The sequence below is a fragment of the Chryseobacterium sp. ON_d1 genome, assembly GCF_006829085.1.
Classification (GTDB): Bacteria; Bacteroidota; Bacteroidia; order Flavobacteriales; family Weeksellaceae; genus Chryseobacterium.
In genome coordinates this window covers 154,646-181,015 of the sequence record NZ_BJTC01000004.1, presented here as the reverse complement: position 1 = coordinate 181,015, position 26,370 = coordinate 154,646, and the positions used below count along the sequence as shown (strand labels likewise).

The 26,370-nt window shown below is 37.3% G+C and carries 29 protein-coding genes and 2 tRNA genes; 14 read left to right on the top strand and 17 right to left on the bottom strand.

Annotated elements, in window-relative coordinates; all coding sequences use genetic code 11:
* Nucleotides 1-44: 44 nt before the first annotated feature.
* Nucleotides 45-2,579, bottom strand: a complete 2,535-nt coding sequence (locus CRS_RS08075) for an ATP-dependent Clp protease ATP-binding subunit (RefSeq protein WP_142723547.1) — start codon at nt 2,577-2,579, stop codon at nt 45-47.
* A gap of 151 nt (nt 2,580-2,730) precedes the next feature.
* Between CRS_RS08075 and CRS_RS08070 the strand changes: the two genes are divergently transcribed.
* From CRS_RS08070 to CRS_RS08055, 4 genes are read left to right on the top strand one after another with little or no spacing between them, the layout of a single operon-like run.
* On the top strand, nt 2,731-2,955 hold the full coding sequence (locus CRS_RS08070; protein WP_142723546.1) for a uroporphyrinogen decarboxylase: 225 nt from the start codon (nt 2,731-2,733) through the stop codon (nt 2,953-2,955).
* The gene (locus CRS_RS08065; RefSeq protein WP_142723545.1) at nt 2,955-4,052 is read left to right on the top strand and encodes a glycosyltransferase; all 1,098 of its coding nucleotides are present in this window, start codon (nt 2,955-2,957) and stop codon (nt 4,050-4,052) included. Before CRS_RS08070 ends, CRS_RS08065 begins: the two co-directional genes overlap by 1 nt.
* A 43-nt stretch (nt 4,053-4,095) precedes the next feature.
* Nucleotides 4,096-4,515 carry a SufE family protein gene (locus CRS_RS08060; RefSeq protein WP_142723544.1) on the top strand — a complete coding sequence of 140 codons (420 nt, stop codon included), beginning with the start codon at nt 4,096-4,098 and terminating at the stop codon, nt 4,513-4,515.
* A 50-nt stretch (nt 4,516-4,565) separates the two neighbouring features.
* Nucleotides 4,566-5,489 carry a glycosyltransferase family 9 protein gene (locus CRS_RS08055; RefSeq protein ID WP_142723704.1) on the top strand — a complete coding sequence of 308 codons (924 nt, stop codon included), beginning with the start codon at nt 4,566-4,568 and terminating at the stop codon, nt 5,487-5,489.
* Here CRS_RS08055 and CRS_RS08050 read toward each other — a convergent pair.
* The 4 genes from CRS_RS08050 to CRS_RS08035 all read right to left on the bottom strand — a co-directional run bounded on the left by CRS_RS08050 (nt 5,479) and on the right by CRS_RS08035 (nt 8,184).
* Entirely contained in the window at nt 5,479-6,624 is a 1,146-nt protein-coding gene (locus tag CRS_RS08050; RefSeq protein ID WP_142723543.1) for a glycosyltransferase, read from the bottom strand. The two genes, CRS_RS08055 and CRS_RS08050, sit on opposite strands and share 11 nt — an antisense overlap.
* A 90-nt stretch (nt 6,625-6,714) precedes the next feature.
* Nucleotides 6,715-6,789, bottom strand: a tRNA-Val gene (locus tag CRS_RS08045).
* Between the two features lie 33 nt (nt 6,790-6,822).
* Nucleotides 6,823-6,897: transfer RNA gene (locus tag CRS_RS08040), tRNA-Val, on the bottom strand.
* A 42-nt stretch (nt 6,898-6,939) separates the two neighbouring features.
* The gene (locus CRS_RS08035) at nt 6,940-8,184 is read right to left on the bottom strand and encodes a folylpolyglutamate synthase/dihydrofolate synthase family protein (RefSeq protein ID WP_142723542.1); all 1,245 of its coding nucleotides are present in this window, start codon (nt 8,182-8,184) and stop codon (nt 6,940-6,942) included.
* A 184-nt stretch (nt 8,185-8,368) separates the two neighbouring features.
* Here CRS_RS08035 and CRS_RS08030 point away from each other — a divergent pair, with 184 nt between their 5' ends.
* Genes CRS_RS08030 through CRS_RS08010 form a run of 5 tightly spaced genes read left to right on the top strand, consistent with a single transcriptional unit; the run spans nt 8,369 to nt 12,583 of the window.
* The gene (locus tag CRS_RS08030; protein ID WP_142723541.1) at nt 8,369-9,709 is read left to right on the top strand and encodes a TolC family protein; all 1,341 of its coding nucleotides are present in this window, start codon (nt 8,369-8,371) and stop codon (nt 9,707-9,709) included.
* Nucleotide 9,710: 1 nt separating this feature from the next.
* The gene (locus tag CRS_RS08025; protein ID WP_142723540.1) at nt 9,711-10,301 is read left to right on the top strand and encodes a SprT-like domain-containing protein; all 591 of its coding nucleotides are present in this window, start codon (nt 9,711-9,713) and stop codon (nt 10,299-10,301) included.
* A 2-nt stretch (nt 10,302-10,303) separates the two neighbouring features.
* Complete coding sequence (locus CRS_RS08020; RefSeq protein ID WP_228451208.1) at nt 10,304-11,386, top strand: mannose-1-phosphate guanylyltransferase; 1,083 nt, start codon at nt 10,304-10,306, stop codon at nt 11,384-11,386.
* Between the two features lie 32 nt (nt 11,387-11,418).
* A complete protein-coding gene (locus tag CRS_RS08015; protein WP_142723539.1) occupies nt 11,419-12,081 on the top strand; it encodes a hypothetical protein in 663 nt (220 codons plus the stop codon).
* Nucleotides 12,050-12,583, top strand: a complete 534-nt coding sequence (locus CRS_RS08010; RefSeq protein ID WP_142723538.1) for a GNAT family N-acetyltransferase — start codon at nt 12,050-12,052, stop codon at nt 12,581-12,583. The genes CRS_RS08015 and CRS_RS08010 overlap by 32 nt, the downstream gene beginning before the upstream one ends.
* 93 nt (nt 12,584-12,676) lie before the next feature.
* Here CRS_RS08010 and bcp read toward each other — a convergent pair whose 3' ends face one another.
* Nucleotides 12,677-13,126, bottom strand: coding sequence for a thioredoxin-dependent thiol peroxidase (gene bcp, locus CRS_RS08005; RefSeq protein ID WP_142723537.1), 450 nt, complete (start codon nt 13,124-13,126; stop codon nt 12,677-12,679).
* A 33-nt stretch (nt 13,127-13,159) separates the two neighbouring features.
* On the opposite strand from bcp, the gene nth reads away from it, so the two are divergent.
* The gene (gene nth, locus CRS_RS08000; RefSeq protein WP_142723536.1) at nt 13,160-13,780 is read left to right on the top strand and encodes an endonuclease III; all 621 of its coding nucleotides are present in this window, start codon (nt 13,160-13,162) and stop codon (nt 13,778-13,780) included.
* A gap of 71 nt (nt 13,781-13,851) precedes the next feature.
* On the opposite strand, the gene CRS_RS07995 is transcribed toward nth, so the two are convergent.
* From CRS_RS07995 to CRS_RS07985, 3 genes are read right to left on the bottom strand one after another with little or no spacing between them, the layout of a single operon-like run.
* Nucleotides 13,852-14,298 (bottom strand): DinB family protein, encoded by a 447-nt coding sequence (locus tag CRS_RS07995; RefSeq protein WP_142723535.1) that lies wholly within the window; start codon nt 14,296-14,298, stop codon nt 13,852-13,854.
* Nucleotides 14,299-14,306: 8 nt separating this feature from the next.
* Nucleotides 14,307-14,864, bottom strand: a complete 558-nt coding sequence (locus CRS_RS07990) for a hypothetical protein (protein WP_142723534.1) — start codon at nt 14,862-14,864, stop codon at nt 14,307-14,309.
* A 5-nt stretch (nt 14,865-14,869) separates the two neighbouring features.
* The gene (locus CRS_RS07985; protein WP_142723533.1) at nt 14,870-16,666 is read right to left on the bottom strand and encodes a DUF885 family protein; all 1,797 of its coding nucleotides are present in this window, start codon (nt 16,664-16,666) and stop codon (nt 14,870-14,872) included.
* A gap of 169 nt (nt 16,667-16,835) precedes the next feature.
* Between CRS_RS07985 and CRS_RS07980 the strand changes: the two genes are divergently transcribed.
* The 4 genes from CRS_RS07980 to CRS_RS07965 all read left to right on the top strand — a co-directional run bounded on the left by CRS_RS07980 (nt 16,836) and on the right by CRS_RS07965 (nt 19,512).
* The gene (locus CRS_RS07980; protein WP_142723532.1) at nt 16,836-17,297 is read left to right on the top strand and encodes a hypothetical protein; all 462 of its coding nucleotides are present in this window, start codon (nt 16,836-16,838) and stop codon (nt 17,295-17,297) included.
* A 174-nt stretch (nt 17,298-17,471) separates the two neighbouring features.
* On the top strand, nt 17,472-18,176 hold the full coding sequence (locus tag CRS_RS07975) for a MotA/TolQ/ExbB proton channel family protein (protein ID WP_142723531.1): 705 nt from the start codon (nt 17,472-17,474) through the stop codon (nt 18,174-18,176).
* A gap of 11 nt (nt 18,177-18,187) precedes the next feature.
* On the top strand, nt 18,188-18,586 hold the full coding sequence (locus tag CRS_RS07970; protein ID WP_002982137.1) for a biopolymer transporter ExbD: 399 nt from the start codon (nt 18,188-18,190) through the stop codon (nt 18,584-18,586).
* A gap of 35 nt (nt 18,587-18,621) precedes the next feature.
* Nucleotides 18,622-19,512, top strand: coding sequence for a ferric siderophore ABC transporter substrate-binding protein (locus tag CRS_RS07965; protein ID WP_142723530.1), 891 nt, complete (start codon nt 18,622-18,624; stop codon nt 19,510-19,512).
* Nucleotides 19,513-19,527: 15 nt separating this feature from the next.
* Here the strand turns inward: CRS_RS07965 and CRS_RS07960 are convergent, their stop codons facing one another.
* The 8 genes from CRS_RS07960 to CRS_RS07925 all read right to left on the bottom strand — a co-directional run bounded on the left by CRS_RS07960 (nt 19,528) and on the right by CRS_RS07925 (nt 26,249).
* On the bottom strand, nt 19,528-19,920 hold the full coding sequence (locus tag CRS_RS07960) for a hypothetical protein (RefSeq protein ID WP_142723529.1): 393 nt from the start codon (nt 19,918-19,920) through the stop codon (nt 19,528-19,530).
* Between the two features lie 47 nt (nt 19,921-19,967).
* Nucleotides 19,968-20,333 (bottom strand): four helix bundle protein, encoded by a 366-nt coding sequence (locus CRS_RS07955; protein ID WP_142723528.1) that lies wholly within the window; start codon nt 20,331-20,333, stop codon nt 19,968-19,970.
* A 41-nt stretch (nt 20,334-20,374) separates the two neighbouring features.
* The gene (locus CRS_RS07950; protein WP_142723527.1) at nt 20,375-21,778 is read right to left on the bottom strand and encodes a nucleoside recognition domain-containing protein; all 1,404 of its coding nucleotides are present in this window, start codon (nt 21,776-21,778) and stop codon (nt 20,375-20,377) included.
* Nucleotides 21,779-22,077: 299 nt separating this feature from the next.
* A complete protein-coding gene (locus CRS_RS07945; RefSeq protein ID WP_142723526.1) occupies nt 22,078-22,587 on the bottom strand; it encodes a hypothetical protein in 510 nt (169 codons plus the stop codon).
* A 54-nt stretch (nt 22,588-22,641) separates the two neighbouring features.
* Nucleotides 22,642-23,496 carry an acetyl-CoA carboxylase, carboxyltransferase subunit beta gene (gene accD / locus CRS_RS07940; RefSeq protein ID WP_047426596.1) on the bottom strand — a complete coding sequence of 285 codons (855 nt, stop codon included), beginning with the start codon at nt 23,494-23,496 and terminating at the stop codon, nt 22,642-22,644.
* 90 nt (nt 23,497-23,586) lie between these two features.
* A complete protein-coding gene (gene fbaA, locus CRS_RS07935; RefSeq protein WP_142723525.1) occupies nt 23,587-24,657 on the bottom strand; it encodes a class II fructose-bisphosphate aldolase in 1,071 nt (356 codons plus the stop codon).
* A gap of 70 nt (nt 24,658-24,727) precedes the next feature.
* Entirely contained in the window at nt 24,728-25,594 is an 867-nt protein-coding gene (locus CRS_RS07930) for an NAD kinase (RefSeq protein WP_142723524.1), read from the bottom strand.
* Nucleotide 25,595: 1 nt separating this feature from the next.
* The gene (locus CRS_RS07925; protein ID WP_142723523.1) at nt 25,596-26,249 is read right to left on the bottom strand and encodes a CBS domain-containing protein; all 654 of its coding nucleotides are present in this window, start codon (nt 26,247-26,249) and stop codon (nt 25,596-25,598) included.
* Nucleotides 26,250-26,370: the final 121 nt, after the last annotated feature.

Sequence of the window (26,370 nt, the reverse complement as noted above, 5' to 3'; positions counted from 1 at the left end):
TTTTGCCGGTGCTTTTCTATTTGAAAATTAAATTATTTACTTAATTAAGACTGAGAAGACTTTTCTGTCGATTTTTTCGCTTTCTGCGTTTTTCCGATCAATCCGTCTTTTGCTTCATTCAGATCAAGAACTACGGTCTCGCCTTCAGATAACTGTTTGTTTACCAGCATTTCTGCCAATAAATCTTCAATATATTTCTGAATAGCTCGTTTTAATGGTCTTGCTCCAAAATCCTTATCCCAGCCTTTCTCAGAGATAAAGTCTTTTGCTTCTTCAGTCAATTCAACTTTATATCCTAATTTTTCAAGTCTGCTGTACAGTTTGTTCAGTTCAAGATCAATGATTTTCTTGATGTCATCTTTTTCAAGAGAGTTGAAGATCACAATATCATCAATTCTATTCAGGAATTCAGGAGAGAATGCTTTTTTAAGTGCATTTTCAATGGTACTTCTTGCTCTTGAATCCGAAGATGTTTTCTTCGCAGAAGTTCCGAATCCTACACCGTCTCCGAAATCTTTAAGATCTCTTGTACCAATGTTTGACGTAAGGATAATAATGGTATTTCTAAAGTCTATTTTTCTTCCCAAACTGTCCGTAACATGGCCTTCATCCAAAATCTGTAGCAAGATATTGAATACATCAGGATGCGCTTTTTCAATCTCATCCAAAAGAACCACAGCATAAGGTTTTCTTCTTACGGCTTCTGTTAATTGACCTCCTTCTTCGTATCCAACGTATCCCGGAGGCGCACCAACTAATCTTGAAACTGCGAATTTTTCCATGTATTCACTCATATCGATTCTGATCAAAGATTCATCAGATTCGAAAAGCTCTCTTGCCATTACTTTTGCCAACTCGGTTTTCCCAACCCCTGTTGTTCCTAAGAAAATGAATGTACCGATTGGACGGTTCGGGTCTTTAAGACCGGCTCTGTTTCTTTGAATTGCCTTAACAACCTTTTTCACAGCATCTTCCTGGCCGATTACCTTTCCATTTAGATTTCCATCCATTCCGGCAAGTTTATCAAGCTCGTTCTTGCCCACTTTCGTTACAGGAACTCCACTCATCATCGAAACCACTTCTGCTACATTCTCTTCCGTTACGGTTTCTTTTTTCTCTTTTACATCCTTATCCCATTTTTCCTGGGCTGCATTCAGTTCCATCTGAAGGCGTTCCTCTTCATCTTTAAGCTTTCTTGCTTCAAGATAATCCTGAGCTTTTACTGCTTTCTGTTTCAATTCTTTGATATCTTCGATTTTCTTTTCAAAATCAATGATTTCAGTAGGAACTTTCATATTTTTGATATACACCCGTGAACCTGCCTCGTCCATTGCATCGATAGCTTTGTCCGGTAAGAAACGGTCTGTAATATATCTTGATGTCAGATTGACACATGCCGCAATAGCTTCAGGAGTATAAATTACATTGTGGTGTTCTTCATACTTATCTTTGATCTGGTTCAGAATCTGAATCGTTTCATCAATAGAAGTAGGTTCCACCATTACTTTCTGGAATCTTCTTTCTAAAGCCCCGTCTTTTTCAATATACTGACGGTATTCATCAAGAGTGGTTGCTCCGATGCATTGGATTTCACCTCTTGCCAAAGCCGGCTTGAACATATTGGAAGCATCTAAACTTCCGGTAGAACTTCCCGCTCCTACAATCGTATGAAGCTCGTCAATAAATAAGATGACATCTCTGTTTTTTTCCAGTTCCGTCATGATGGCCTTCATTCTTTCCTCAAACTGGCCACGGTACTTAGTTCCGGCAACCAAACTGGCCAGATCCAGGGTGATCACCCGTTTTCCGTAAAGAACTCTTGACACTTTTTTCTGTTGAATTCTTAACGCTAAACCTTCAGCGATGGCAGATTTACCAACTCCCGGCTCTCCGATAAGAAGAGGGTTGTTTTTCTTTCTTCGTGATAAGATCTGAGAAACTCGCTCAATTTCTTTTTCACGCCCGATCACTGGGTCCAGCTTTCCGTCTCTTGCCAAAGAAGTAAGGTCTCTACCAAAGTTATCCAGTGTAGGCGTTTTACTTTTTGCAGAGCCTAAATTTCCTGTAGGCTTTCTCATTTGCTCAAATTCTTCTCTCTCATCATCATCATCATAAGCACTCATCTGCGGTGTCTGTCCTGAATTTTTAAGCATAGTCTGATACTCTCTTGAAACTCCCTCATAATCGATGTCATAAGCTCCCAGAATATTTGAAGTAGGATCCTCATATTTATAAAGAATACCTAAAAGCAGGTGAACGGTATTAATTTCATTGCTTTTATATTGTCGGCATTCTAACTCTGCACGCTTAATGGCATGATCTGCCATCTTGGTGAAAGAAATATTGGTAACCTCTTCAGAAATAGGATTAAGACTTGCTGTATTTAAAGTTTCAATTTTTCTTCTGATTTGTGTTAAATCCGCATTAAGGTTTTGAAGGATTTCTTTTGCAGAGTTTTCCGTTTTTATAATACCTAAAAGTAGATGTTCTGTATTAAGAAATTCACTTTTCAGCCTTTTAGCTTCGCTTTTGCTTTGTTTGAACACCTGGCTCAAACCTTGTGAAAACTTATAATCCATAATATATCTCATTAGAACAAAGGCAACATTACCTTTTATTCATTATCTAAATTACAAATATTTTACCAAAAATCAATTAATGACTTTATGGCAGAAAAAATTTTATTATCTTATTGAAAATGATTAAGTTTGTTATCCTTAATTTTTTCCCATGAATCCTGAAATAACCACCTACATCGGCTATTCTGCTTCTCTTTTTATTGTATTGAGTTTCATACTGAAAGATGTAAGAAAAATCAGAATTGTCAATATGATTGGCTGCTTTTGTTTTGTCATTTATGGCTTCTTCAGCGGTCCGCTTTGGCCGGTTATCATTCCAAATGGGTTAATCTGCTTCATTCAGATCTATCATTTAATACTAGGTAAAAAGAGTTAATGAGGAAAAAAATAATTACTTCAGCTTTTAGTAATCTGTATACTGACCAGAGGATCGAAAAGGTTTGCAAAACCCTTTTTGATAACGGATATTCCATCAATCTGATCGGGAATGACTGGCAGGGGAATGAAAAAATGGAGCGTCCTTACCCTTTTTCGAGAATATCATTGAAATCTAAAAGCCTGAAGACTGCTTATTTTGAATTCAACTGGAAATTATATAAAGAGCTGCAGAAAAAAGCGGACAAAGATACTATTCTTCATGCCAATGACATTGATGCTCTTCTGCCAAATTATCTCATTTCCAGAAAACTGAACATTCCTTTGGTCTTCGACAGTCATGAAATTTTCACGGAAATGCCATCGGTCCAGAACAGGTTTTCACAGAAATTCTGGAGAGTCCTTGAAAGAAGACTGGTTCCTCATATGGAACTGATGATGACAGAAAGTGAAAGCTATGCCGAATGGTTTCATAAACAATATGGTGTCAACCCTGTAGTGGTAAGAAATATTCCGAGAAAAATCCTTTCGGCACCCGAAATTCAGGAAAATCATCCTAAAATTATTTTATATCAGGGAGCGATTAATCAATCCAGAGGAATAGAAAAAATGATTGTGGCGATGCATCACATTAAAGATGCTGTATTGAAAATTGCCGGTGATGGTCCTAAAAAGAAAGAATATGAAACGCTTGTCGCTCAGGAGGGGTTGCAGGATAAAGTATTTTTTCTGGGTAAACTGAAACCGGAAAATCTCAGGGAGATAACCAAAACCGCTGATGTGGGATTTAGCCTTGAGGAAAATAACGGCGTGAGTTACTATTACTCACTTCCTAATAAGGTTTGTGATTATATCCAGTCAAGAGTACCTCTTGTCATGATTAATTTCCCGGAGATGCAAAGGATAAAGAATCAGTTTGATGTAGGAGAAATTGTCTCTGATCATCAGCCGGAAACAATCGAGAAGGCAATCAATAGGGTGCTCGAAAAAGGGAGACTGTATTATCAGGACGAATTGAATAAGGCTGCAGATGTATTTTGCTGGGAAAATGAAGAAACGAAAATCCTGCAGCTTTTTGAAAAAGCATCCCGTCAATAAATTTTACAAAATTGGTTATCTTTGCAAAAGAAATTGATTTAAAATGACCATTAAAGAAAAACAGCAGGAAATAATCGACGAATTCGCTTTTCTTGAAGACTGGGAGCAAAAGTATGAGTACATCATTGATCTTGGAAAAGAACTGAAAGGCTTGCCGGAAGACAGAAAAACGGAAGAAAATCTGATTAAAGGCTGTCAGAGTAAAGTTTGGATTGATGCTGAATTCAAAGATGGGAAGCTGTTCTTTAATGCAGATTCTGATGGTATTTTACCAAAAGGTATCGTTTCTCTTTTAGTAAGTATTTACAGTGGCCATTCCACTCAGGAAATCCTGGATTCTGATTTTGAGTTTATTTCAGAAATAGGACTACAGGAATTTCTTTCTCCTTCCAGAGCCAACGGATTGATGGCGATGACGAAGCAGATTAAGTTTTATGCAGTTGCTTACCAACTGAAATCATAACGGTGACCAGAATTTTAGCATATCGTTTTTCCGCATTTGGAGATGTTGCGATGACTGTACCTGTTTTCAGAGAGTTTCTGGAGCAGAATCCCGGCGTGGAAATAATTATGGTTTCCAGAAAAAATTTTGAGGCACTGTTTGCAGGAATTCCCAATGTAACCTTTAAAGGGATTGATCTGGATGATTATAAAGGTTTGTTTGGACTGAGAAAACTGAGCAATGAACTGATCCGTGAGTTTCACCCGGACTGTATTGCCAATCTCCATGATGTAATCCGCACCAAAATTTTAGATAGAATATACAGAAGGAAAGGATTTAAGGTTTTCAAAATTGATAAAGGCAAAGAAGAGAAAGAGCGTCTTACCGATGTCTGGAACCTGGAAAAAGTACAGCTGAAAAAAACAGTGGAACGCTATGCGGATGTTTTTCGTAATATGGGGTTTAAAGTAGAACTTTCACATCAACTGAGGCCGGTCTCAGATCATAAATCAGGAATTGGTCTTGCTCCTTTTGCCCAGCATACAGGAAAGATGCTTCCTTTGGAAAAATCATACGAGCTGGCAAGAATTCTGGCCAGAAAACATAAGGTGTATTTCTTTGGGGGAGGTAAAAAAGAAACAGAAACGCTTGAAAAATGGGAAAGCGAAATTCCCAATACAAAAAATCTTTCCGGAAAATTGAATCTTACCGAAGAACTCAATCAGATCTCTCAGTTGGAGCTCATGATTTCCATGGATTCAGCGAACATGCACCTTGCAAGTCTTGTAGGAACAAGATGCGTTTCTATATGGGGAGCCACTCATCCTTATGCGGGATTTTTAGGATTCGGGCAAAGTGAAGATGATGTTGTTCAGGTCGAAGATCTTACCTGCAGACCTTGTTCTGTTTTTGGGGATAAAGAATGTTACAGAGGAGATTGGGCCTGTCTTGAAGAGTTTAATATCCAGAAGGTGGTGGATCGGGTTAATTTTTAAAAATAATCTTTACCATTTCTTTGGCTTTCGCTTTATCGGAGTGGGTTTTATCTAAGATTTCCTTTCTCTTTTCGGTATCATGATACTCTTTTTCAGCTGAGGTGATAATCTGCTGGCGGATTTCGTTCATGTCAGCTCCATACAGGCACAGATTCATCAAAACAGAATCATCTGTAATATTTCCATTGATAATCACAAAACGGCTGTTATAAAGCGTATTAAAAAGCTTTACCTTAGTTCCTGAGTTCTGGTAAGAGATCAGAATATTAGCCTGCGCATCTTTCAGAAGGCGGTGTAGGTTTTCGTTGGTTTGAATGGGAGCAAGGCTGATGTTTTCAACTGTCGAAATCTTTCTTTTAATGTCTTCACTGGCGCGATCTGAGGCGACAACCAGGTGATATTGCGGAAGTGTTTTAAATAAATCAATAGTTTCATTCAATGCTCTTTTATTATCAGCGGTGGTAAGGTCTCCATGAAAAAGAAAATACTTTCCTTTTGTATCCAATATCTTTACCGACTCATTACCATGAAAGATGTGAATCAGATGGGCATTTGCCGAATAGGATTCAACTTCATGATATTCTTTTTCAGACAGGCAGAATACGGCTTCAAATTTCTTTAAAAGTTTTTTCTGATATCCGGAATACTTTAACGACTCAATTTTATAAATGATCTTTTTAAAGATGTTTTTTTCAGACAATGAAAGACCTTTATAATACTCAGATTCGTTGTTATGGTAGCGAAGATAGAGCTGATACTCTTTATCCTTCAGGAATTTTGCAATATAAGTGGTCTGCAATCCTTCAAATAATATAGGAGCTTTGATTTTTTCCAGATTTTTAAGAAGAAGGTCAGAATCTCTTATGGCTGCCGCGAATGGGATTCCTGAAAAATAGAGAAGAGGATTCCTTTTCTTTTTGTAAAAAAATATAGTTTCCGTAATCTCTTTAACTTCCGGATCAACTGTTTCGGGAATCTGATCAATAAAACAGTGAAGATGGATTCTGATTCTCAAGTCAGATAATGCCTTGATCTTATAATATACATCAATGATTCCGCCATAAGAAGGAGGGTAGGGATAATTGAATGATATAATATGAAGTTCCTGCACGTCTGGCCAATTCGATGCAGACAAAGGTAAATAAATATAAGGAAAGTAGAGAGGGGACTTCCAAATTGCTTAGGGATAAATAAAAAATCTCCCAGAAATCTGAGAGATTTTTTGTGGGTCCTGAGGGATTCGAACCCCCGACCCTCTGGGTGTAAACCAGATGCTCTGAACCAACTGAGCTAAGAACCCGAATTTTTTTGAAAGGTTTCGTTTCCTTTTCTGTGGGTCCTGAGGGATTCGAACCCCCGACCCTCTGGGTGTAAACCAGATGCTCTGAACCAACTGAGCTAAGAACCCTCTAGACTTGTTCTCTTGTTTAGAGTGGTGCAAATATACGACTTATTCCTTAATCTCCAAATTTTTTTCTAAAAAATCTCCCACTACAAAGTTGCTTCCGCCAATAAAAATCATTTCTTCGTTTGTACATCGTTCTTTTGCAGATAGATACGCTTCCTGTACAGAATCAAAAATTTTATAAAAAATTTTCGCCTCCTGAAGCAGATTTTCATAATCTTCCGGATGCCTTCCTCTGTTGACCGATGGTTTTGCGAAATAGAACTCAGAATTTTCAGGAAGTAATTTCATCACATCATCTATTTTTTTGTCATTCACAAACCCCAAAATGACATGCTTGTGACGGTCAATTGAATTTAACTGTGAAAAAACATACTCCAAACCTGCCTGATTGTGTCCCGTATCGCAAATGGTAAGCGGATCTTTAGAAAACTCAAACCAGCGGCCAATGAATCCTGTATTCTGATGAACATGGAGAAGTCCTTTTTCAAGAGCCTGGTCAGAAATAGAAATACCCACTTTTCTTAATTCTTCCACTGCCACCACTACGACCCGGATATTCTTTTTCTGATAATTTCCTTTCAAATCAGATTCCAGACTTGTATTGATCAGAGTAGCATCTGTAAATGGAGCGTTTTCTTTGATTGCTTTATCTCTGATGATTTTTTTAACTGATTCATTTTCGTCACCGGAAATAACAGGGATATTGCTTTTAATAATCCCTGCTTTCTCTATCGCGATTTCTTCGATGGTATCACCAAGTATATTCTGATGATCCAGCTGGACGTTAGTAATAGCAGAAATCAATGGTTTAATAATATTGGTTGAATCCAGTCTTCCTCCTAATCCTACTTCAATAATGGCAAAATCTACCTTCTGCTGATAAAAGTATTCAAAAGCCATAATGGTGGTGAATTCAAAAAAAGAAGGCCGGATATCTTCCGGAATTGTTTTTAGTTTTTGAATAAAATCAAAGACAAATTTCTTATCACAGTTTTTCCCGTTCACCTTAATACGCTCAGTAAAGTCTATAAGGTGCGGAGAGTTGTATAGTCCTGTTTTATAACCTGCTTCCTGAAGAACGGAAGCCAGCATATTGCTGGAAGATCCTTTTCCGTTGGTGCCCCCAATATGGATACATCTGATCTTATCCTGAGGATTTCCAAAGAAAGCACAGAGCTTTGTAATATTGTCTAATCCGGGTTTATAAGCCTTCTGTCCATCAATTTGATAGTTGGGCATCTGTACAAAAAGCCAGTCGATAGCTTCCTGGTATTGTTCGTTTGTCATGATGCAAAATTCTCAAAAGTTTTTTTAAAATAAAATATAATTTTTCAATCTGTAACTTTTTTATATTTAATTCGTCTAATATTGAAAAATCTTAATATGAAATCGTTGTGGTTTATAAGTTAGAATACCAATGAAGCTGACACGATTGCATATGACCATTAAAAAACAAATAAACATATACAATATGAAAAAAATTTGGATCATCGTTTTTGGATTAGGTTATCTGGGGTTGAGCGCTCAGAAAAAATGGTCCTTAAAAGAATGTGTAAGCTATGCAGTGGAGCATAATCTTCAGGTTATCCAAAATCAGTATAACAAACAGTCACAGGACGCCAATCTTAAAATTGCAAAAAAAGGATATCTGCCATCTGTTTCCGGAAGTTTTGGAAATACAGTAAGTTTTGGACAGACATCTTTTGGTACGGGAAGTTTGAGAAACGACAGATTTAGTAATAATGCCAGTCTTGGAGCGGATATTTTGGTGTACAACAATGGCAGACTTGAAAAAACGGTTAGAAAAAGCCAGTTTGATGTTGAGGCAAGCCTGTATGATATTGAAACCATTAAAAATGATATCTCGTTACAAATAGCTCAACAGTATTTAACGACATTGTTGAATAAAGAAATCGTAAAAATTTCTGAAAGTGCTGTCAGCAATGCTCAAAAACAATTTGACAGGGCAAAAATAACAACAAGTGTTGGAACAACAGCACAAACTGTTTTAGCAGAAGCAGAAGCCGCTTTAGCCAGAGAAAAACAGAATCTGAAAACAGCAGAAGTCAATGTAGGGCGAAGCCTTTTTGCATTAGTGCAACTTTTACAGTTGCCTGATTATAAGGATTTTGATGTTGAAGATGTTACTGTTCCGGATCAGCTGGCTCCTGAGCTCAGATCGGTAGATGAGGTTTTATCGATCGCTTATGAAGGTCAACCTCAGATAAAAGCAGCAGTAAGCAGAATCAATTCAGCAGAAGCTCAGACAGAGGTTTCCAAGACCGCTTTTTGGCCTACTGTAACGGCAAGTGCAGGAATCGGAACCTTCTATAACAACCTTTTGAATACGGATAATATAGGGAATGAGTTTGTATATGTGAAAGAAAAAGGTTTTTTTCAACAGTATAAAGATAACTTTGGTCAGCAGGCCGGTATCTCTGTAAATATTCCTATTTTCAATAAAGGAATCACAAAGCTTCAGGTAGAACAATCTAAAATAAACGAAAGTCTAGCCAAAAATACATTAGAACAGCAGAAACAGTCGGTAAGGCAGAATGTTCAGAAAGCTCAGTTTGATGCAGATGCCAATTATGAAAATTATCTGGCCGCTGTAGAAGCAGAGAAAAGCTCCAAGCTGGCTCTTGATTTTGCTGACAAAAGTTATGCTGCAGGAAGAACAACTATCTATGATGTCAATGTGGCCAGAAACAATTATGCAAATGCACAGGGATCAGTAGCGCAGGCAAAATATAATTATCTTTTTAGTCTTAAACTATTGAATTTCTATGCGGGAATTCCATTAAGTTTGTAAAATGTCTATCCAATCTCTAGAAAAATATTTACCTCAAAATACACTTAAATATTTAAGAATCTGGTTTTCAGATTACTATATACATATAAAAGTTACAAGAAACAGAAATTCAAAACTGGGAGATTACAGAAAACTTCCGGATCATTCTCATGAAATCACGGTAAACTCTACCCTTACCCCACAGCTTTTTTTCTTTGTGCTGACCCATGAACTGGCACATCTGATTGCATTCGAAAAATACGGACGCAGAATCTCTCCTCACGGTAACGAATGGAAAGAAACGTTCAGAAATATGCTCCTTGAAAGCCTCGAAATTTATGATGATGAACTAAAACCTATCATCATAAAATTTTCGAAATCACCAAAAGCAAATTTTATGGCCAGTCCGGATTTAGTAAGATATTTTCATACTGAAAAGCAGGATGATAGTCTTTGTTTTATTGAAGAACTTAAGAAAGGCGAATTCTTTATATACCGCAACGAAAAGTATTTATTGGAAGGTCTGGTTAAAAAAAACTATCTTTGTAAGAATCTGGCTACTGGCAGGAAGTATTCTTTCAAACCATTGGCGAGGGTAGAAAAATGTGTCTAAGAATGCTAAAATCAGATAGATACTGCGTTATAATGGCGGGAGGAATTGGGAGTCGATTCTGGCCTATAAGCACGCAGAAATTTCCAAAACAGTTTCAGGATATTTTAGGAACAGGCCGTACAATGATTCAGCAGACGTACGACAGAATCAGTAAGGTAATTCCTAAAGAAAAGATATTCGTGATTACCAATAAAGAGTACGTTCCTCTTTCCCATCAGCAGCTTCCGGAAATTCCTGAAGAGAATATTGTGGGTGAGCCGCTTATGAAGAATACAGCAGCCTGTAATCTGTATATGGCGAACAAAATTGCCGAGATCAATCCGGATGCAACTATGATCGTATTGCCGGCAGATCACCTGATTCTTAAAGAGGATGTTTTTTTGGAAAAAGTGGAACTTGCATTTGAGGTTGCTTCAAAGCATGACTACCTGGTTACATTAGGAATTACTCCAACAAGACCTGATACGGGGTATGGCTATATTCAGTTTGTGGAAAAAAAGGGGTCCGAATATTTTAAAGTGAAAACATTCACAGAAAAACCTATCCTTGAAATTGCACAAAGCTTCCTGGAAAGTGGAGATTTCCTTTGGAATGCCGGAATTTTTGTATGGAATGTGAAAAGCATTCACCATGCTTTCGGTCTTTATCTCCCTGAGATGATGCAGCATTTTATGGCTTGTGAATATAATTCGGAAAAAGAAAACAGCTGCATTGAAACTATATATCCGAAAGTTCAGAAGATCTCTATAGATAATGGTATTTTAGAAAAAGCCAAAAATGTATATGTGATTCCGTCGGACCTGGGATGGAGTGACCTTGGAACATGGACCTCCGTGTATGAAAATACAGAAAAAGACAAAGACGGAAATGCTGTAAAATTAAAGCACTTGCTTACTTATAATTCAAAAGGAAATATCATCCGTCTCAAAAATAATAATAAGGCCGTAATTATTGACGGACTCGAAAACTATATTGTGGTAGATACTGATAAAGCGCTTCTTATCTGTCCCCGGGATAATGACCAGCTTATCAAGGATTATATTCTTGACCTTAAAAACTTTAAGAAAGGCGAAAAGTTTATGTAAAATTTGGTATATTTTCTGCTGATTTTTAAACTATGATTAAAACTGCGACCCGATTTACAATTCTTATATTTTTACTTTTGGGAATCTTAGGATATTCCCAGGAGAAGAAAAAATTTTCAAGTATTCACAGCATTTTACAGCAAATTAATCCTGATAATAAGGTTGACTCGTGGGTGCTGGTATTCAATAATTATGGAAAAGGCGAAGAAATAAGGATTTCGGGAAAGGTAAACTATATTCCTCAATTCTCGGGATTCAATTTGTTCCCCAGTGAAGACAGTTTTTATTATATCGCATATTCCGAAGGAGGAAAGGTGAATTATATTACTGATGTTGACGGGCTTAAAAAATTCGTAGGAAGAATCGACAATGCCCAGGAAGCGGCCGTAGTATCAGCTGCTGACGGATACATGGTTGATGAAGAATTCAAGGATCTTGCAGGTAATTATCATGAAGATAAATCGAATTATTATCTGGACCTCGGGAAAGTTACTTCAAAGGAATGTCCTTATCAGAAAACACATTATACAGTAACAGTAAACAAATCTACAGGTGCTGTAACTAATGTAAAAGACAATGGAACCTATATTGAGCTTTACAATAAAAAATGTGCTAATAATCCGAGACTTTTAAAAATCGAAAAAAAAGAAGAACCAAAGAAAGATGAGCCCCAAAAAACATCCAAGCGCAGATAATATATATGAGACTGAGCGATTAATTCTCCGTCCCATGTCCCGTCAAGACAAAGATTTTATCTTTGAGCTTTATAACAGACCAAAATTTATTCAGCATATCGGCAACCGTAATGTAAATTCCATTGAAGATGCTGAAAATTATATCCTGAACAGATTTGCCCCACAAATTGAAAGACTGGGATTTGGAAACTATCTTTTAATAACTAAAGAAGGAAATGAAAAAGTAGGAGCAGTAGGAATCTTTGAAAGAGACGGGCTGGATATTGTAGACATAGGATATTCCCTATTGGAAGAGTTTGAAGGAAAAGGCTATGCTTTTGAAGCTGCTCAGAAGGTTAAATCTATCGGGATGGATGATTTTGGATTGACAAAAATATCTGCTATTATTTCCAAAGATAATCTCTCTTCTCAAAAACTGATCGAAAAACTAGGATTAAAGTTCAAGAAACACGTCATACTTCCTGGAGAGACTGAGGAACTCAATTACTACGAAACAGAGTAAAAACAGCTATAAAAAAATTCCTTTCACAAATAACATAGATTTTAAATCATACTATTTGTGAAAGGATTTGTGATCTTTGTGTTTAAAAAATTGTTATTCTTCCAGAATTTGCTCTGCGGCAGTTTTTGATGTAACTTTTTCAATCACTCTTGTACATACTCCATTTTCATCAAAAATAAAAGTGGTTCTTACAATTCCCATATATGTTTTTCCAAACGTCTTTTTCTCCTGCCATACTCCGAATTTCTCAATAATATTGCGGTTTTCATCCGCAATAAGATCGTAAGGGAAAGCAAATTTGCTATGAAAATTTTTCTGTTTTTTTATAGAATCACCACTTACTCCCAATAACTGGAATCCCGCTTTTTTAAGCCTGGAATAATTATCGCTCAGATTGCAGGCTTCTACCGTACAGGTTGGCGTATTCGCTTGAGGATAGAAGAAAACCACCAGTTTTTTTCCAATTAATTGTGATGAGGTTACGGGTTCTCCGTCTTGATTGAGTCCTTCAAATTCAGGTAATTTATCTCCAACTTTCAGCATAATGATTTAATTTTGTTCAAATTTAAGGGTTACATGACAAAAAAGCAAAGAGCTGAACTCGTTCAGAGAGAACTGGATAAGTTATATCCTACAACACCTATTCCGTTGGATCATACGGATCCGTATACATTAATGGTTGCCGTAGCACTTTCTGCACAGACAACAGATAAAAAGGTAAATCAGGTAACACCTGACCTTTTTGCAGTAGCAGGAACTCCACAAAGAATGGCCAAATTAGAAGAATTTGAGATCAAGGAATTAATTAAAGAAATAGGGCTATCCAATACCAAAGCTAAAAACCTTAAAAAAATGGCCGAACTTCTGTTAGAACGTCATAATGGTATCGTTCCTCAGACTTATGAAGAATTGGAGGCACTTCCGGGAGTAGGACACAAAACGGCTTCAGTAGTGATGAGTCAGGGATTTGGATTTCCGGCTTTTCCAGTGGACACACACATTCATCGCCTGATGACACAGTGGAAACTTACATCAGGAAAAAATGTTGTTGAGACAGAACGTGATGCCAAGAAGTTATTCCCGGAAGAAGTGTGGAATAAGCTTCATCTTCAGATCATTTTCTATGGAAGAGAATATTCTCCGGCGAGAGGAAAAGGAGAGAAGGATTTTATTACGAAAATGTTGTTTGAGAAGTAATATTCTAGATATCTTCGTAATTTCAACCATGTCAAGGTTCAAAACCTTGACATGGTTTTGCAAAAGAATGATTAATTGTCCAATAACCTTCTGTGGTAATTGATCTGTCCCAGATGATAATCCAGATGGGCAAGCAGATGGATAAGGAAATAATCAGTAGTCATGGCATTTTCAAAAACAATCAGAGGATATTCTTTTTTCAGATCTTCGTCAGATAATTGGGAAAGCACTGAATCTATCATTGCTGCAGTGGCTGTAACCTTTTCAATAAGCTCCGCCTTTGGGATATTTTTTAAGGAAAATTCCAGGTCACGCTGCCTGACATATCCTGTATTTCCAAGGTGTGTCCCCAGAAAATGATTGAGATTTCCAACAAGATGAAGAGTTAGATTACCCGCAGAGTTGGCAATGTTTTTATCAGTTTTCCAAAGATTTTCTTCGGTTTGATAAGCTTCTATTTCTGCTTTTAGTTTATTTAAATCTCTGCTGTAAAGAGATCTGAGACTTTCTGTGATCATATCAATTATTATTGTATTATGGTTTTAAAATATCCTTTAAAGTGTTTATCAATTGAACTGTCAATATTACATTTATAATCTAAGAATCCATAAATGCTATCATTTTTATTGAATTTATTGCTGTTTAGAATCAGTTTCTGACTAAAAACTCTAGCCTTTTTGAATTTTTCTTCACCTTTTAATGTTCCAGGATCAATATCTTTTATATAAAACTGATTGTTAAATACTTTAATCAAAACTCCGTTTCCAAAATATCCATTGTAATTATTCAATTTTATATTAAGCGTATCACGCTGATAGATGGCTTTACACTTGTAATCGTCGAATAGAAATATTCCTTTACGAAAGCCATCTGAATAACTTGCAGCCTGAACAATATGGGCTGTTCTTGTCTTGCTTTCAATAATTTCACTATTGTAAAGCTTCAGTTCCGGATATTTAGAGAGAAGTAGGATAGTATCATTATCAGGTAAATTAATGTCAACATTAAAATTTTCGAAACCCTGTTCCTTTTGACAACTCAAAGCCATCAAGAAAATACTTAAAAAAAACAAAAATAGTTTCATTGAAACTATTTTTGTTTTTGAGCCCAAAGCTCCATCTTTCTGTTCAGAACATCCAGAGGAAGGCATCCCTGGCTCAGTACTTCATCGTGGAAGCTTGCCAGATTGAATTTGTTCCCCAGTTCCTTCTGATATTTTTCTCTCAGCTCTCGGATTCTCAGAGAGCCTATTTTATAACCTAAAGCCTGCCCCGGCATTGCCATATATCGTTCAACTTCTGCTACAGCGGCTCCTTCATCATAAGAAATATTACTCAAGAAATATTTAATGGCTTGTTCTCTTGACATTTTTCCGGTATGAAGACCTGTGTCTACGACAAGTCTTACCGCTCTCAACATCTGATCGCTTAAATATCCCATTTTCTGGTAAGGATCTGTATACAAACCGAATTCAGGGCCCAATGTTTCACAATAATGTGCCCATCCTTCACCATAAGCTCCAAACCACCCGAATCTCATAAACTTAGGAAGCTTTGTATTTTCCTGTTGAAGGGACATCTGATAGTGATGCCCAGGAATGGCTTCATGAAGGAAAAGTGACTCCATTCCCGAAGTAACATTGAATTTGGCAGGATCGGGAAGCGGAACATAAAAGATTCCCGGTCTTTTTCCATCCGGTGTCCCCGGGAGGTATTCTGCACTTGCACTTGCCTCCCTGAATTTCTCTGTCTGTCTGATTTCAAACTTTGTTTTTGGCGTTACATTAAACATTGTTTTCAGCTTCGGAGTAATTTTTGTTAAAATACCATTGAATGCATTCAGGACTTCCTTAGATGTTTTGTAAGGCATTGCCTTTGGGTCTGTTTTTACAAAAGTAATAAACTCCTCCAGGGTTCCGGAGAAACCTACCTGCTGTTTTACCTTTTCCATTTCTGCACGAAGCATAGCTACCTGCTGCTGCCCGATTTTATTAATCTCATCAGGAGATTTTTTGGTGGTTGTCCAGCTTTTTACATAATAGCCATAAATTTCATTACCGTTGGGAAGGCTGTTATATCCATCTGTATCTCTTGCTTTTGGCAGGTATTCTTTCTCTAAAAATGTTGCCATTTTAATATAGGCAGGGATTATTTTTTTAGTAATGACATCCTTATATAATCCGGAAAATTTGTCTTTTTGATTCTGGGTGAAGCTTTTCGGAAAATTTTTAATGGGTCCATAGAAAATATTCTTTTCCATATCAGAAGTGGTAATCTCCTCGGCTTTCATTTGAGGAATCATCTTGATGACCAGCTTTTTAGGAAGGACAAATTTATTGTTGATCCCTTCACGGAAGTTATCTGCTGCGGCATCCATCCATTCCGGAAATTTTTCCATTCTCTTCAGCCAGTCGCTGTAATCTTTTTCCGTTTTAAAAGGTTGGTTGCCCTGTCCGCTTCCATACAAAGGAAAAGTAAGCGGAAGTCCTCCAAACTGTGTAAAAGGAATATATTCCGGATGATAGGCATAGGCCTCAATTTTATCTTTTAAAGTATAATCCAGTACATCATATACTACTTTATCATCATCTGAAAGAGTTTTATAATCTACATGCTCCAGTTGTTTCTGTACAGAGGTATAGAATGCTATTTCTCCTGAAATAAAATCTTTATCAATATTGATAGACAGCTGGTCATTATACCTTGTATCTCCCTGTGCTGTAGCATCTAAAGGGTATAGCTTGAGATATTGCTCATAGTAGTTGGAAGCAATAGAATCCAGGTTGCTGGGGGTCACTTTTGTCAGGGGTGAATCCGTTTTTTTGCAGGAAGCAAGACTGATCATCAATCCTAATCCAAGAATACCTTTTGATACAATATTTTTCATTTTCAGAATCTTTATAAAGCAAAAGTAAGTATTATTGGAATACTCCGGCTTATGGAAAGGCCTGATTTTAAAAAAATAATTTTCAAAATCCTTTTAACTTTAAATCAATTTTTTATCTTTGTCTAAAACGTTTAACAATCATATTATTACAGTTCTTTTTTAAGAAAAAATGAAAGGGATTTTAAAAATTTACCATCCGGAGGAAACGCTAAAATACAATATCAGAAATACTTATTGTAAGGCCGTTTACAGCAACCAGCAACATTTTTTAGAGGTTGAAGTGATTACGGATGACAGTTTGGATCACGTAGATGATGATTCATTACAGTACAACTTTCCACAGCTTTCACTTGAAGTTTTCGATTTCCCTATCGAATCGACGGAAATAGAAGGAAAGACTATCAAAATCAATGATTCTGACGAGGAAACCTATACAGAAGTTGACCTTTTCGATGACGAAGAAGCCTATATCTATGACAATGAGCTTCTTTTTGAAAGAAATGAGGAAGGAGAGCTTCAGGTAATCTGGAAAGGGACCATTGATGATTTCTATACCGGATCAGATACTCCGATTCCTTTTAGATTAAAATGCGAGTTTAAGCAGGATGACATTGAGGTAGACGAGGACTAACCGAAATCTTCATTCTTTTTAATATCAAATTTCTTTTCAGAATTATTTTTGGAAAGAAATTTGCTGTTTGTAGCATTGTAACAAATTTTAAGTTGTTTTTAAGCAATTTTTAAGAGTTCAATTCATAATATTCTACTACATTTGTCGTTGAAACTTTAATAAAATTCACATTTAATGCTGTTAACGGAACTTTCTCAGATTTTATTTGCACAAATCACCACACCCGCAGTTGCTACGGACAATTTAGAGTTCTCATTCTGGAAGATTATGTTCCACGGTGGGGCTTTTGCTAAAATAGTGATGGTCACTGTATTGCTGTTGGGAGTGTTTTCTCTGTATCTGTTTTTTGAAAGATTTTTCTTCATTAAACGGCTGGCTTCAAAAACAGATTCCAACTTCATGAATAATATCGAAGATTTTATCAAGGCTGGAAAAATAGAGGCTGCAGCAGATTACTGCAAAACCCAGAACTCTCCGGAAGGAAGAATTTTAGAAAAAGGAATTTCAAGATTGGGACGTCCCGTTTCAGATATTGTAAGTGCTATGGAAGCACAGGCACAGGTAGAAGTGGCTAATATGGAGAAAAACCTGAACCTTTTGGCTGTAGTACCGAGTATTGCTCCCATGCTGGGGCTTTTAGGAACAGTAATCGGGATGATCATTGCTTTCTTTAATTTATCTCATGCTACAGGATCTTTCTCGCCGAAAACGCTTTCAGAAGGTATTTATACTGCTTTGGGACAAACTGCTGTAGGTTTGGCGGTGGCAATTCCTGCCAACTTCTGTTACAATATCCTTTTGACAAGGATTGATAAATTTGTGCTGAAGGCCCAGAATATGTCAGGAGAATTTTTAGACCTTATCAATAAACCTTTATAAGTTTTCTTACGATGAAAATTCAAAGAAGAAATAAAGCGAATCCGGAATTCAGTTTAGCAGCGATGACAGATGTTATCCTGTTGATGCTGATTTTCTTTATGATTACTTCTTCAGCGGCCAACCAGAGCGCTATTGATGTGAATCTTCCTAAAGCCGGAGCAGTTGATGATAATATTCCCAATCCTTTAACGGTAAGTATTAAACCGGATGGTTCATTCTTTGTAGATGATAACCCTGCTAATAAAGGAGAGCTGGAGAAGATTATTGTAGATAAGTTAGCAGGTCAGACCAACAAATCGTTTACAATCAGAGCTGATGAAAACACCCTGCACAAAGATGTTGTTTTCGTAATGGAAATTGCTGAAAAGCACAAATTTAACATAGCCATTGCAACGGTTAAAGATAAATAATATACCCGGTTTTCCGGATAGAACTACTTTGTAAGATGAGAAGCTATACAGCAAACAGAAATGAAGAGAATAAAGATAGGATAAAGAGTGCACTGCTTTCTATTCTGATCTGGGCTGCTATTCTGCTTTTTGTTTTTTTATATAAATTAAAACCTGAACTGGATAAAGACCCTGAAGTGGTTACCACAATGCTTGTGAATTTCGGGGACAACAGAAACGGAAAAGGGATCGAAGAGCCTGCTGAACAGCCGGGAAGCCTTGCTGCGGCTACAGAAGAAGTAACACCTGAACCTGCGGAAACGACTGTTCCGGAGACGAAAACTGTTGTGAAGCCAGAGCCTGTACCTACGCCGGAACCTAAGAAAACGGAAGTGAAGGAGAAGGTGATCACTGGAAATAACTCAAAGACAACTGTTCCTAAAAAAGAAGAATCAAAAAAAGCTGAGAAAAAAGAAGCTACCAGTACAAGTGCTTCTAAAAATACTAAAAAATCGGGCGCTGCTACGGCCAATTCAAAAACAGGGAGTGGTGACGGAAAAGGAACGGCGGCCATAGGAAATCTGATCAAGGGAAGGGGAACAAAAGCAGGCAGCCAGGGAACAGGAGATGGCATTGGAAATGCTGGAGATCCTTTAGGTGGTGATGGAAATGGAGACAGTAAAGTAGGAATTGACAGAAAGCTCGTTGGTTATATCCCGGGAACTATGGGAAGAGGAGGAGCGCAGCCGTCTCACAGCTGTACGGCAAGCGGATCGATTACGATCTCTTACACTGTAGATAAAGCGGGAAATGTGGTATCTGCAAGAAGGGCGGGAGGTATTTCAGATCCTTGTATATCATCTACATCCGTGGCCTGGGTTAAGAAGTATGTAAAGGCCGAGAAGGCCAACACTTCTTCGACCGGTACTTATAAAATTACTTTCTAAAAATACAAAAGCACTTTATTCAAGTGCTTTTTTTAATTCGTTTATTCTGTTAATCACCGGAAGGGCAAAAATACCGCTGGTCTGAAGGTACCGCTCGTAGAATGTTTTAGCTTTATCCTGAAAATCTTTGTTATGATCATGTCTGCTGTTAAAGTAGAAAAGATTTCCAAGCATTTCATAATAGTCTTTGTGATCCCTTTCCTGTTTCTCATTGACCAGGGCAATCATTTCTTCTTTAGTCATTGAGGCTACTTCTGTAAAGCTCATCTTGAAAATATCTCTCATCAAAGTATCAAAATCCAGCTCTTTCTGCATTAAGCTTTCCTCAGGTTTGTCCAGAATCAGTTTTTCCAGGGCCTGGGTTAATTGGCGGATGAGTCTTAGTGTAAATTCTTTATCTGTAATCATAATAGGTATTTTGTTGCTAGTTGCTAGTTGCTAGTTGTTGGTTTGGATTAGGTTCGCCAGCTTAATTGGACGTATTTTATAAAGTTATTGATTTTTCCTCCTAAGAGTTTGTATTGTTCTGATTTTTCTTTAAAGTCTGAGCTTAAATCCGGATAGAGACGATTGATTTTTGACAAGTGACAAACTGTTTCGTCACAACTTGCCTGAGAGTAAGTAAGAAATCTGATAAAGTCACCTTTGTAATTGTTTCTTCCATAACCTTCTGCAATGTTCGTCACAACAGAATCTGCAGAACGTCTCAATTGACTTCCTAATTCATATAATTCATATTTGGGTAGTTTGAGCGATAATTTATGTGTTTCAATAAACAATTCAAAAGCAATATTGTAAATGTCAAGTTTTTCGTAGCTCATTAATATCTTTTTTCATGGTTAAAAAACCAGCAACTGTTTTATTAAGCAAAGAATAAATAAGCCAAGGCGATAGAAGTGATAATACCTACCAGATCGGCCAAAAGCATGGCAATTACCGTATATCTTGTATTTTTAACAGCTACAGCCCCGAAATATACTGCGATCACGTAAAACGTCGTATCTGAGCTTCCCTGAAGAACTGCTGCCAATTTTCCCTGGAAACTATCAGTTCCAAATGTTGTCATCGTGTCTACCATCATTCCTCTGGCTCCGGAACCGGATAAAGGTTTGATTAAAGCAGTTGGAAGGCCATCCACAAATCTAGGATCCATATTGGCAACGTTGGCCACCCACTTCATTCCGTCGATAATCACATCGAAAACACCGGAGGTTCTTAATAATGAAATGGCGATCAGCATTCCGACAAGGTAAGGGATAATCTTAACACAGGTTGTAAAACCTTCTTTTGCCCCTTCAATAAAAGCATCAAAAACGTTGATCTTTTTATAAACGGCACCCAATACAATCGCCAGGAAAATGAAGAGAATCAATCCATTGCTCAATACTTTGCTGAAGTCATCCAGTTCATCTTTACTCAATTGAACCAAATACAAAACCAATAACGCAATCACTGCTGAAATTCCCCCTACATAAGCTATTACTATCGGGCGGATCAGGTTAATTTTCTGGTAAAAAGAAACAATGATCATTGCTGCCAGGGTTGCTGCGAAAGTAGCAATCATACAGGGCAGGAAAATATCTGTAGGCGTTTTGGAACCCATAGAGGCCCTGATTGCAATAATGGAAACTGGAATCAATGTCATGCCACCGGCATGGAGACACAGGAACATAATCTGTGAATTGCTGGCTGTATCTTTATTGGGATTTAAAGTCTGGAGACTTTCCATAGCCTTTAACCCAAAAGGAGTAGCAGCATTATCCAATCCTAGAAGGTTGGCGCTGAAATTCATCAGCATATGCCCGAATGCAGGGTGATTCTTAGGAATGTCAGGGAACAGCTTTGAGAAAAACGGCTGAATCAGACGGCTTAAAAGGTTGATTCCGCCTGCCTTTTCAGCAATGCTCATGAATCCCATAAATAAGGTCATGATCCCAATAAGGCCGAGGCAGATCTTTACTGCGGTTTCTGAAGTTCCGATCACTCCGTCTGCTTCCTGAACTCGGTAAATATTTACATTTTGCTTTAAAGAATCTGTTTTGTAGTGAATTCTGCTGTCGGCAAAATCATTTTTTTTCATCAGACTGTCTCTGATAACAGGAGAGAGGCTGTTCATAGGCTGTGAAGCAATCTTCACTGTATCACCTCCTTTTCCTACCACCATGTCATTGAAAATGGTTTTGTAGTGACCTGACGAGACGTATTTTATACTGGCAATGGCAATGGCAATGATAATGAAAGCCGACCAAATTCTGCTGAGAACCATCTGATTGATTTAATTGTTTAAACTTATCAAAAATACTTTAAACCACAAAAATAACTAAAGTCTTTTGTAATTCTGCTGGGAAAAAGAAATAATGATGGTTGCTGGTTTTAAATATATTTTAACGCAATGTCCGCAAAGGTTTTTAATGATGCAGTTTGATTTTTTCGTTCGTAAAGGCGTTATCACTAAGCAAAGAGAATTTAAGTTAGAGAACATAGCTGAATGCAATGCCCTTGCGAACGAAAATATGCATAAAGCTTTATATTTCCTTTGCGTATTCGTTGCGTCAAAGAATAAAATTACTCTTCCAGGTAAACAAGATGTCCTTCAAAATCATCATCCAGGTTTTTCAGAACTTTGGCATCATCCATTTTTTTGATCAATCCGTCTACAAAGAAACTCTTCTCAAAAAACTGGCGGTGAATTCCAGGTAGGAGTTCCATAAAATAATCCATGCCGAATTTATTGTTATGAAGATCCATTTTGGTTTCCAAAGGCTCATTAGGGAACAGCTCTTCATGCATGTCTGTGATTCTTTTGCAGAAATCCAGCGCTTTTTTGGGAGACGAAATTTTACAGCAGTACATCATGATGAAGCAGCACCAGAGGGCATGTCTGAAAGCATTTCCAATTCCGTTAGTAGAGGCTGTTTTAGGGAATCTTTTTTGTGCTATGGTAAAAGCTTTCACCGTAGCATAGAAACTTAATAGGGAGAAAAGAGGATGGGGAAGGACAAGTGATAAAAGACGCATAATCTTTTTAAAACTCATACTTCTGATGGTATTGAAAAATATCTTAAAAGTCCTCATAAATAAAAATCTCTCCCTAATTAGAGAGAGACTGTATTGTTTTTGTTACAGATACTATGCTTTTACAGCTAATAAATTAACTGTTTTGGCAACTGTATCCTGAATTTCAGTTCTTTTTACGATGAAATCTACAAATCCTTTTTCCTGCAAGAATTCGGATGTCTGGAACCCTTCCGGTAAGTCTCTACCGATCGTTTCACGGATAACTCTTGGTCCTGCAAAACCAATCAGTGCTCCCGGCTCTGCCATAATAATATCAGCAGTCATTGCAAAAGAAGCTGTGATTCCCCCAAATGTAGGGTCGCAAAGGTAAGCGATATATAAAAGTCCTGCTTCAGAAAGCTGAGCTAATTTAGCCTGAACTTTTGCCAGCTGCATCAAAGAGTAAGTTGCTTCCTGCATTCTCGCTCCTCCGGACTGACAGATAATCATATACGGAAGCTTGTGTGCGATACAGTAATCTATGGCTCTTCTGATCTTTTCTCCCATTACAGAACCTAAAGATCCTCCGATGAAAGCAAAATCCATACATGAAACGACCATTTCAGTTCCTTTTACAGTTCCTACAGCATTTCTGATAGAATCGGTAAGCTTTGTTTTAGCTTTCACTTCTTTCAGACGGTCTTTGTAAGGCTTTGTATCTTTGAAGTTTAAGATATCAATACTTTCAACATTGGCATCCAGTTCGGTAAATTTACCCCCATCAAAAAGGATGTCAAAAAATTCTGCACTTCCTATTCTCACATGAAATCCGTCTTCAGGAGAAACGTAGTTATTTCTCTTTAGTTCATCATGTTCCACAACTTTTCCGGATGGAGTCTGATGCCACAGGCCTTTGGGAACGTCCTTTTTCTCATCAGTAGAAGTGGTAATGTTTTTTGCTTTTCTTTTAAACCAGTCGAATGCCATTTTTGTTTGTATTAATGTATAAATGTAAAATGTACCAATGTAAATCTATTTCTTATGAATATTTTTTACATTGATACAGTTGTACAGTTCTTATTTTAAAGTATTTACGTTATTTAAATCTTCAAATGCTTTCACCAATCTTGCAGAGAATGTATCCTCACCTTTTCTTACCCAAACTCTTGGATCATAGAATTTTTTGTTAGGCTTCTCTTCTCCTTCAGGGTTTCCGATCTGAGCTCTTAAATATTCAATATTATTTACCATATAATCTCTGATTCCTTCTGTATAGGCAAACTGAAGGTCAGTATCGATATTCATTTTGATAACTCCGTAGTCGATAGCTTCTCTAATTTCTTCCAAAGTAGATCCTGAACCTCCATGGAATACAAAGTTGATCGGTTTGGCAGCCGTTCCGAATTTCTCCTGAACATACTTCTGAGAATTGTCAAGGATTTTCGGAGTAAGAACTACGTTTCCAGGCTTATAAACTCCGTGTACGTTACCAAATGCAGCTGCAATAGTAAAGTTATCAGAAATAGCTTTTAGTTTTTCATAAGTATAAGCTACGTCTTCAGGCTGAGTATATAATTTAGAGTTATCAACGTCTGAGTTGTCAACACCATCTTCTTCACCTCCGGTAACCCCGATTTCAACCTCAAGAGTCATCTGAAGCTTAGCCATTCTTTCGAAATATTTAGCAGAAATTTCAAGGTTTTCTTCTAAAGGTTCTTCAGAAAGGTCCAACATGTGAGAAGAGTAAAGGGATTTTCCTGTCTGCTTGAAGAATTCTTCATTCGCATCCATTAATCCGTCGATCCAAGGAAGTAATTTCTTTGCACAGTGGTCTGTATGCAAAATTACAGTTGCTCCGTAAGCTTCTGCAAGAGTGTGAATATGTTTTGCTCCAGCGATTGCTCCTAAGATAGCAGACTTTTGCCCGTCATTGCTTAATCCTTTTCCTGCATTGAAAGAAGCTCCTCCATTTGAAAACTGAATAATTACAGGAGCGTTTAATTTCGCTGCAGTTTCCATCGTAGCGTTGATGTTGCTTGATCCAATTACGTTTACTGCAGGTAATGCAAATTTGTTTTCTTTAGCATACTGAAAGATATCAGTAACTAACTGACCTGTGGCAACTCCTGCCGGAAAAATTCTGCTCATGTTTTGCTTTTTGTTATAAATTTATTAGGTGTTTTAATTTCGTGTAAAGGTAATCATTTTTAAGAAATTGCTAATTTCTTTTATCTCTGCCCCAAAGTAGCTTCTGGCGGATGGTTTCGTAGAAACTTAAACTGTTGGGCTGTACGAGAAGAAGCTGGAATTTTGCTTTTTTGATAATGATTTCTTTATCCGTTTCTATATGTATCAATCGGGAGTCTAAGGAAAGAGAGTATTGAGGTACCCGGCTTTCCACCCTGAATTTTATTTCTACTTTATCATTTACGACTAAAGGTCTCACATTCAGATTGTGAGGGGCAATAGGAGTGATGACGAAATTTTCGTTGTTGGGAGAGATGATTGGTCCTCCACAGCTCAGAGAGTAGGCAGTAGAACCGGTGGGGGTTGAAATAATTACACCGTCGCCCCAGAATACATTCAAAAACTCATCATTGATATAAGAATCTACGGTGATCATGGATGTGGTTTCTTTTCTGGAAACGGTAACATCATTTAATGCGTAAGGAAAAGCCCCTTCAAGCTTTGGAGAAACAACTTCAATCACCGAACGGCGGCTGGTTTTCACATCCCCTTTTAAGATAGAATCCAGTTCTTTAAAGGCTTCTTCTTTCGTGAAAAAGGCTAAAAACCCCAATCTTCCCGTATTCACTCCCACTACTGGAATTTCGAGATCTTCAATAAAAGTTAAAGAGTTGACAATCGTTCCATCGCCACCGAAAGTGAAGAACAGGTCCACTTCTTTATCCAGAAGATCCTGTTTGGAATTGAAGGTTTCAAATATTTTTGAAAACTGCAATGCCTCAGCCATTTCATCATACAGAACAGATTTTACACCTCTTGCTTCAAGTTCAGAGATAAACTTGCTTAAATATAAAAAAGTATCAAGATCTTTTTTCTGAGAATATATGGCTGCCTTCATGTTATATTTCTATGAATTTTTGTAAAAAACCAAATCGGTCTTTAAACAGATCGGATTTTTCATCAGAATAGTATTTCTCAACAATTCTGTAGTCATACCGGTCAAAGGTTGAGTCTATCGAGGCCAGATTTTCATTGCTGATTTTTATAGTAACATGAATCACTTCATCCGACATAAAGCTTATAAATCCTCCGTAAAACTTCGAATTGTTACTTTCTACGATATTGGCAATTTCCGTCATAGAATATTTTCTGGCAGGAGTTTCTATCGTAAGAATAGCTCCGGTTTCTGAAAACAGCGGATAACGGGAAAGGTCCTGGAAAATATCTTCACAGGTAATATATCCCAGATACTTTTCACTTTTATTGATCACCGGAATCACATTGGAACTGAAGGTATAAAACAGACGGATGCTGTCCATAATATTGTTGTCTTCCAGAATGGCAAACCGTTCAATCTGATGTTCCAGATCTTTCAGGGTACCACCGTCTTCTTCATATAAAAAGTCCATGGCAAGAGCTCCGTAGAAGTGATGGGATTTTTTGATGAAAACGTGGGAATATCCAAAATCTTCCAAGGTGTTTCTGGCCGACTCTATGGAGTCAGACAGGCTAAAACATGGAAAGTCTTTTGAGATATAGTCCTTGATAAACATTGTGCTAATTTATAAAAAATTAAATGAAACTTTTTCTGAAAACCCGACTTTTTTTAAGGTGAAACAAAAAAAGTGCCGTCAAAATTTGTTCGTAAAGAAAAATAAAGTACCTTTGTCGCCT

Excerpts from the sequence above, each read along its gene's own strand:
- CRS_RS08075 (WP_142723547.1), bottom strand. The coding sequence starts at position 2,579 with ATGGATTATAAGTTTTCACAAGGTTTGAGCCAGGTGTTCAAACAAAGC.
- CRS_RS08070 (WP_142723546.1), top strand. The coding sequence starts at position 2,731 with ATGAATCCTGAAATAACCACCTACATCGGCTATTCTGCTTCTCTTTTT.
- CRS_RS08065 (WP_142723545.1), top strand. The coding sequence starts at position 2,955 with ATGAGGAAAAAAATAATTACTTCAGCTTTTAGTAATCTGTATACTGAC.
- CRS_RS08060 (WP_142723544.1), top strand. The coding sequence starts at position 4,096 with ATGACCATTAAAGAAAAACAGCAGGAAATAATCGACGAATTCGCTTTT.
- CRS_RS08055 (WP_142723704.1), top strand. The coding sequence starts at position 4,566 with ATGACTGTACCTGTTTTCAGAGAGTTTCTGGAGCAGAATCCCGGCGTG.
- CRS_RS08035 (WP_142723542.1), bottom strand. The coding sequence starts at position 8,184 with ATGACAAACGAACAATACCAGGAAGCTATCGACTGGCTTTTTGTACAG.
- CRS_RS08030 (WP_142723541.1), top strand. The coding sequence starts at position 8,369 with ATGAAAAAAATTTGGATCATCGTTTTTGGATTAGGTTATCTGGGGTTG.
- CRS_RS08025 (WP_142723540.1), top strand. The coding sequence starts at position 9,711 with ATGTCTATCCAATCTCTAGAAAAATATTTACCTCAAAATACACTTAAA.
- CRS_RS08020 (WP_228451208.1), top strand. The coding sequence starts at position 10,304 with ATGCTAAAATCAGATAGATACTGCGTTATAATGGCGGGAGGAATTGGG.
- CRS_RS08015 (WP_142723539.1), top strand. The coding sequence starts at position 11,419 with ATGATTAAAACTGCGACCCGATTTACAATTCTTATATTTTTACTTTTG.
- CRS_RS08010 (WP_142723538.1), top strand. The coding sequence starts at position 12,050 with ATGAGCCCCAAAAAACATCCAAGCGCAGATAATATATATGAGACTGAG.
- bcp (WP_142723537.1), bottom strand. The coding sequence starts at position 13,126 with ATGCTGAAAGTTGGAGATAAATTACCTGAATTTGAAGGACTCAATCAA.
- nth (WP_142723536.1), top strand. The coding sequence starts at position 13,160 with ATGACAAAAAAGCAAAGAGCTGAACTCGTTCAGAGAGAACTGGATAAG.
- CRS_RS07995 (WP_142723535.1), bottom strand. The coding sequence starts at position 14,298 with ATGATCACAGAAAGTCTCAGATCTCTTTACAGCAGAGATTTAAATAAA.
- CRS_RS07990 (WP_142723534.1), bottom strand. The coding sequence starts at position 14,864 with ATGAAACTATTTTTGTTTTTTTTAAGTATTTTCTTGATGGCTTTGAGT.
- CRS_RS07985 (WP_142723533.1), bottom strand. The coding sequence starts at position 16,666 with ATGAAAAATATTGTATCAAAAGGTATTCTTGGATTAGGATTGATGATC.
- CRS_RS07980 (WP_142723532.1), top strand. The coding sequence starts at position 16,836 with ATGAAAGGGATTTTAAAAATTTACCATCCGGAGGAAACGCTAAAATAC.
- CRS_RS07975 (WP_142723531.1), top strand. The coding sequence starts at position 17,472 with ATGCTGTTAACGGAACTTTCTCAGATTTTATTTGCACAAATCACCACA.
- CRS_RS07970 (WP_002982137.1), top strand. The coding sequence starts at position 18,188 with ATGAAAATTCAAAGAAGAAATAAAGCGAATCCGGAATTCAGTTTAGCA.
- CRS_RS07965 (WP_142723530.1), top strand. The coding sequence starts at position 18,622 with ATGAGAAGCTATACAGCAAACAGAAATGAAGAGAATAAAGATAGGATA.
- CRS_RS07960 (WP_142723529.1), bottom strand. The coding sequence starts at position 19,920 with ATGATTACAGATAAAGAATTTACACTAAGACTCATCCGCCAATTAACC.
- CRS_RS07955 (WP_142723528.1), bottom strand. The coding sequence starts at position 20,333 with ATGAGCTACGAAAAACTTGACATTTACAATATTGCTTTTGAATTGTTT.
- CRS_RS07950 (WP_142723527.1), bottom strand. The coding sequence starts at position 21,778 with ATGGTTCTCAGCAGAATTTGGTCGGCTTTCATTATCATTGCCATTGCC.
- CRS_RS07945 (WP_142723526.1), bottom strand. The coding sequence starts at position 22,587 with ATGAGGACTTTTAAGATATTTTTCAATACCATCAGAAGTATGAGTTTT.
- accD (WP_047426596.1), bottom strand. The coding sequence starts at position 23,496 with ATGGCATTCGACTGGTTTAAAAGAAAAGCAAAAAACATTACCACTTCT.
- fbaA (WP_142723525.1), bottom strand. The coding sequence starts at position 24,657 with ATGAGCAGAATTTTTCCGGCAGGAGTTGCCACAGGTCAGTTAGTTACT.
- CRS_RS07930 (WP_142723524.1), bottom strand. The coding sequence starts at position 25,594 with ATGAAGGCAGCCATATATTCTCAGAAAAAAGATCTTGATACTTTTTTA.
- CRS_RS07925 (WP_142723523.1), bottom strand. The coding sequence starts at position 26,249 with ATGTTTATCAAGGACTATATCTCAAAAGACTTTCCATGTTTTAGCCTG.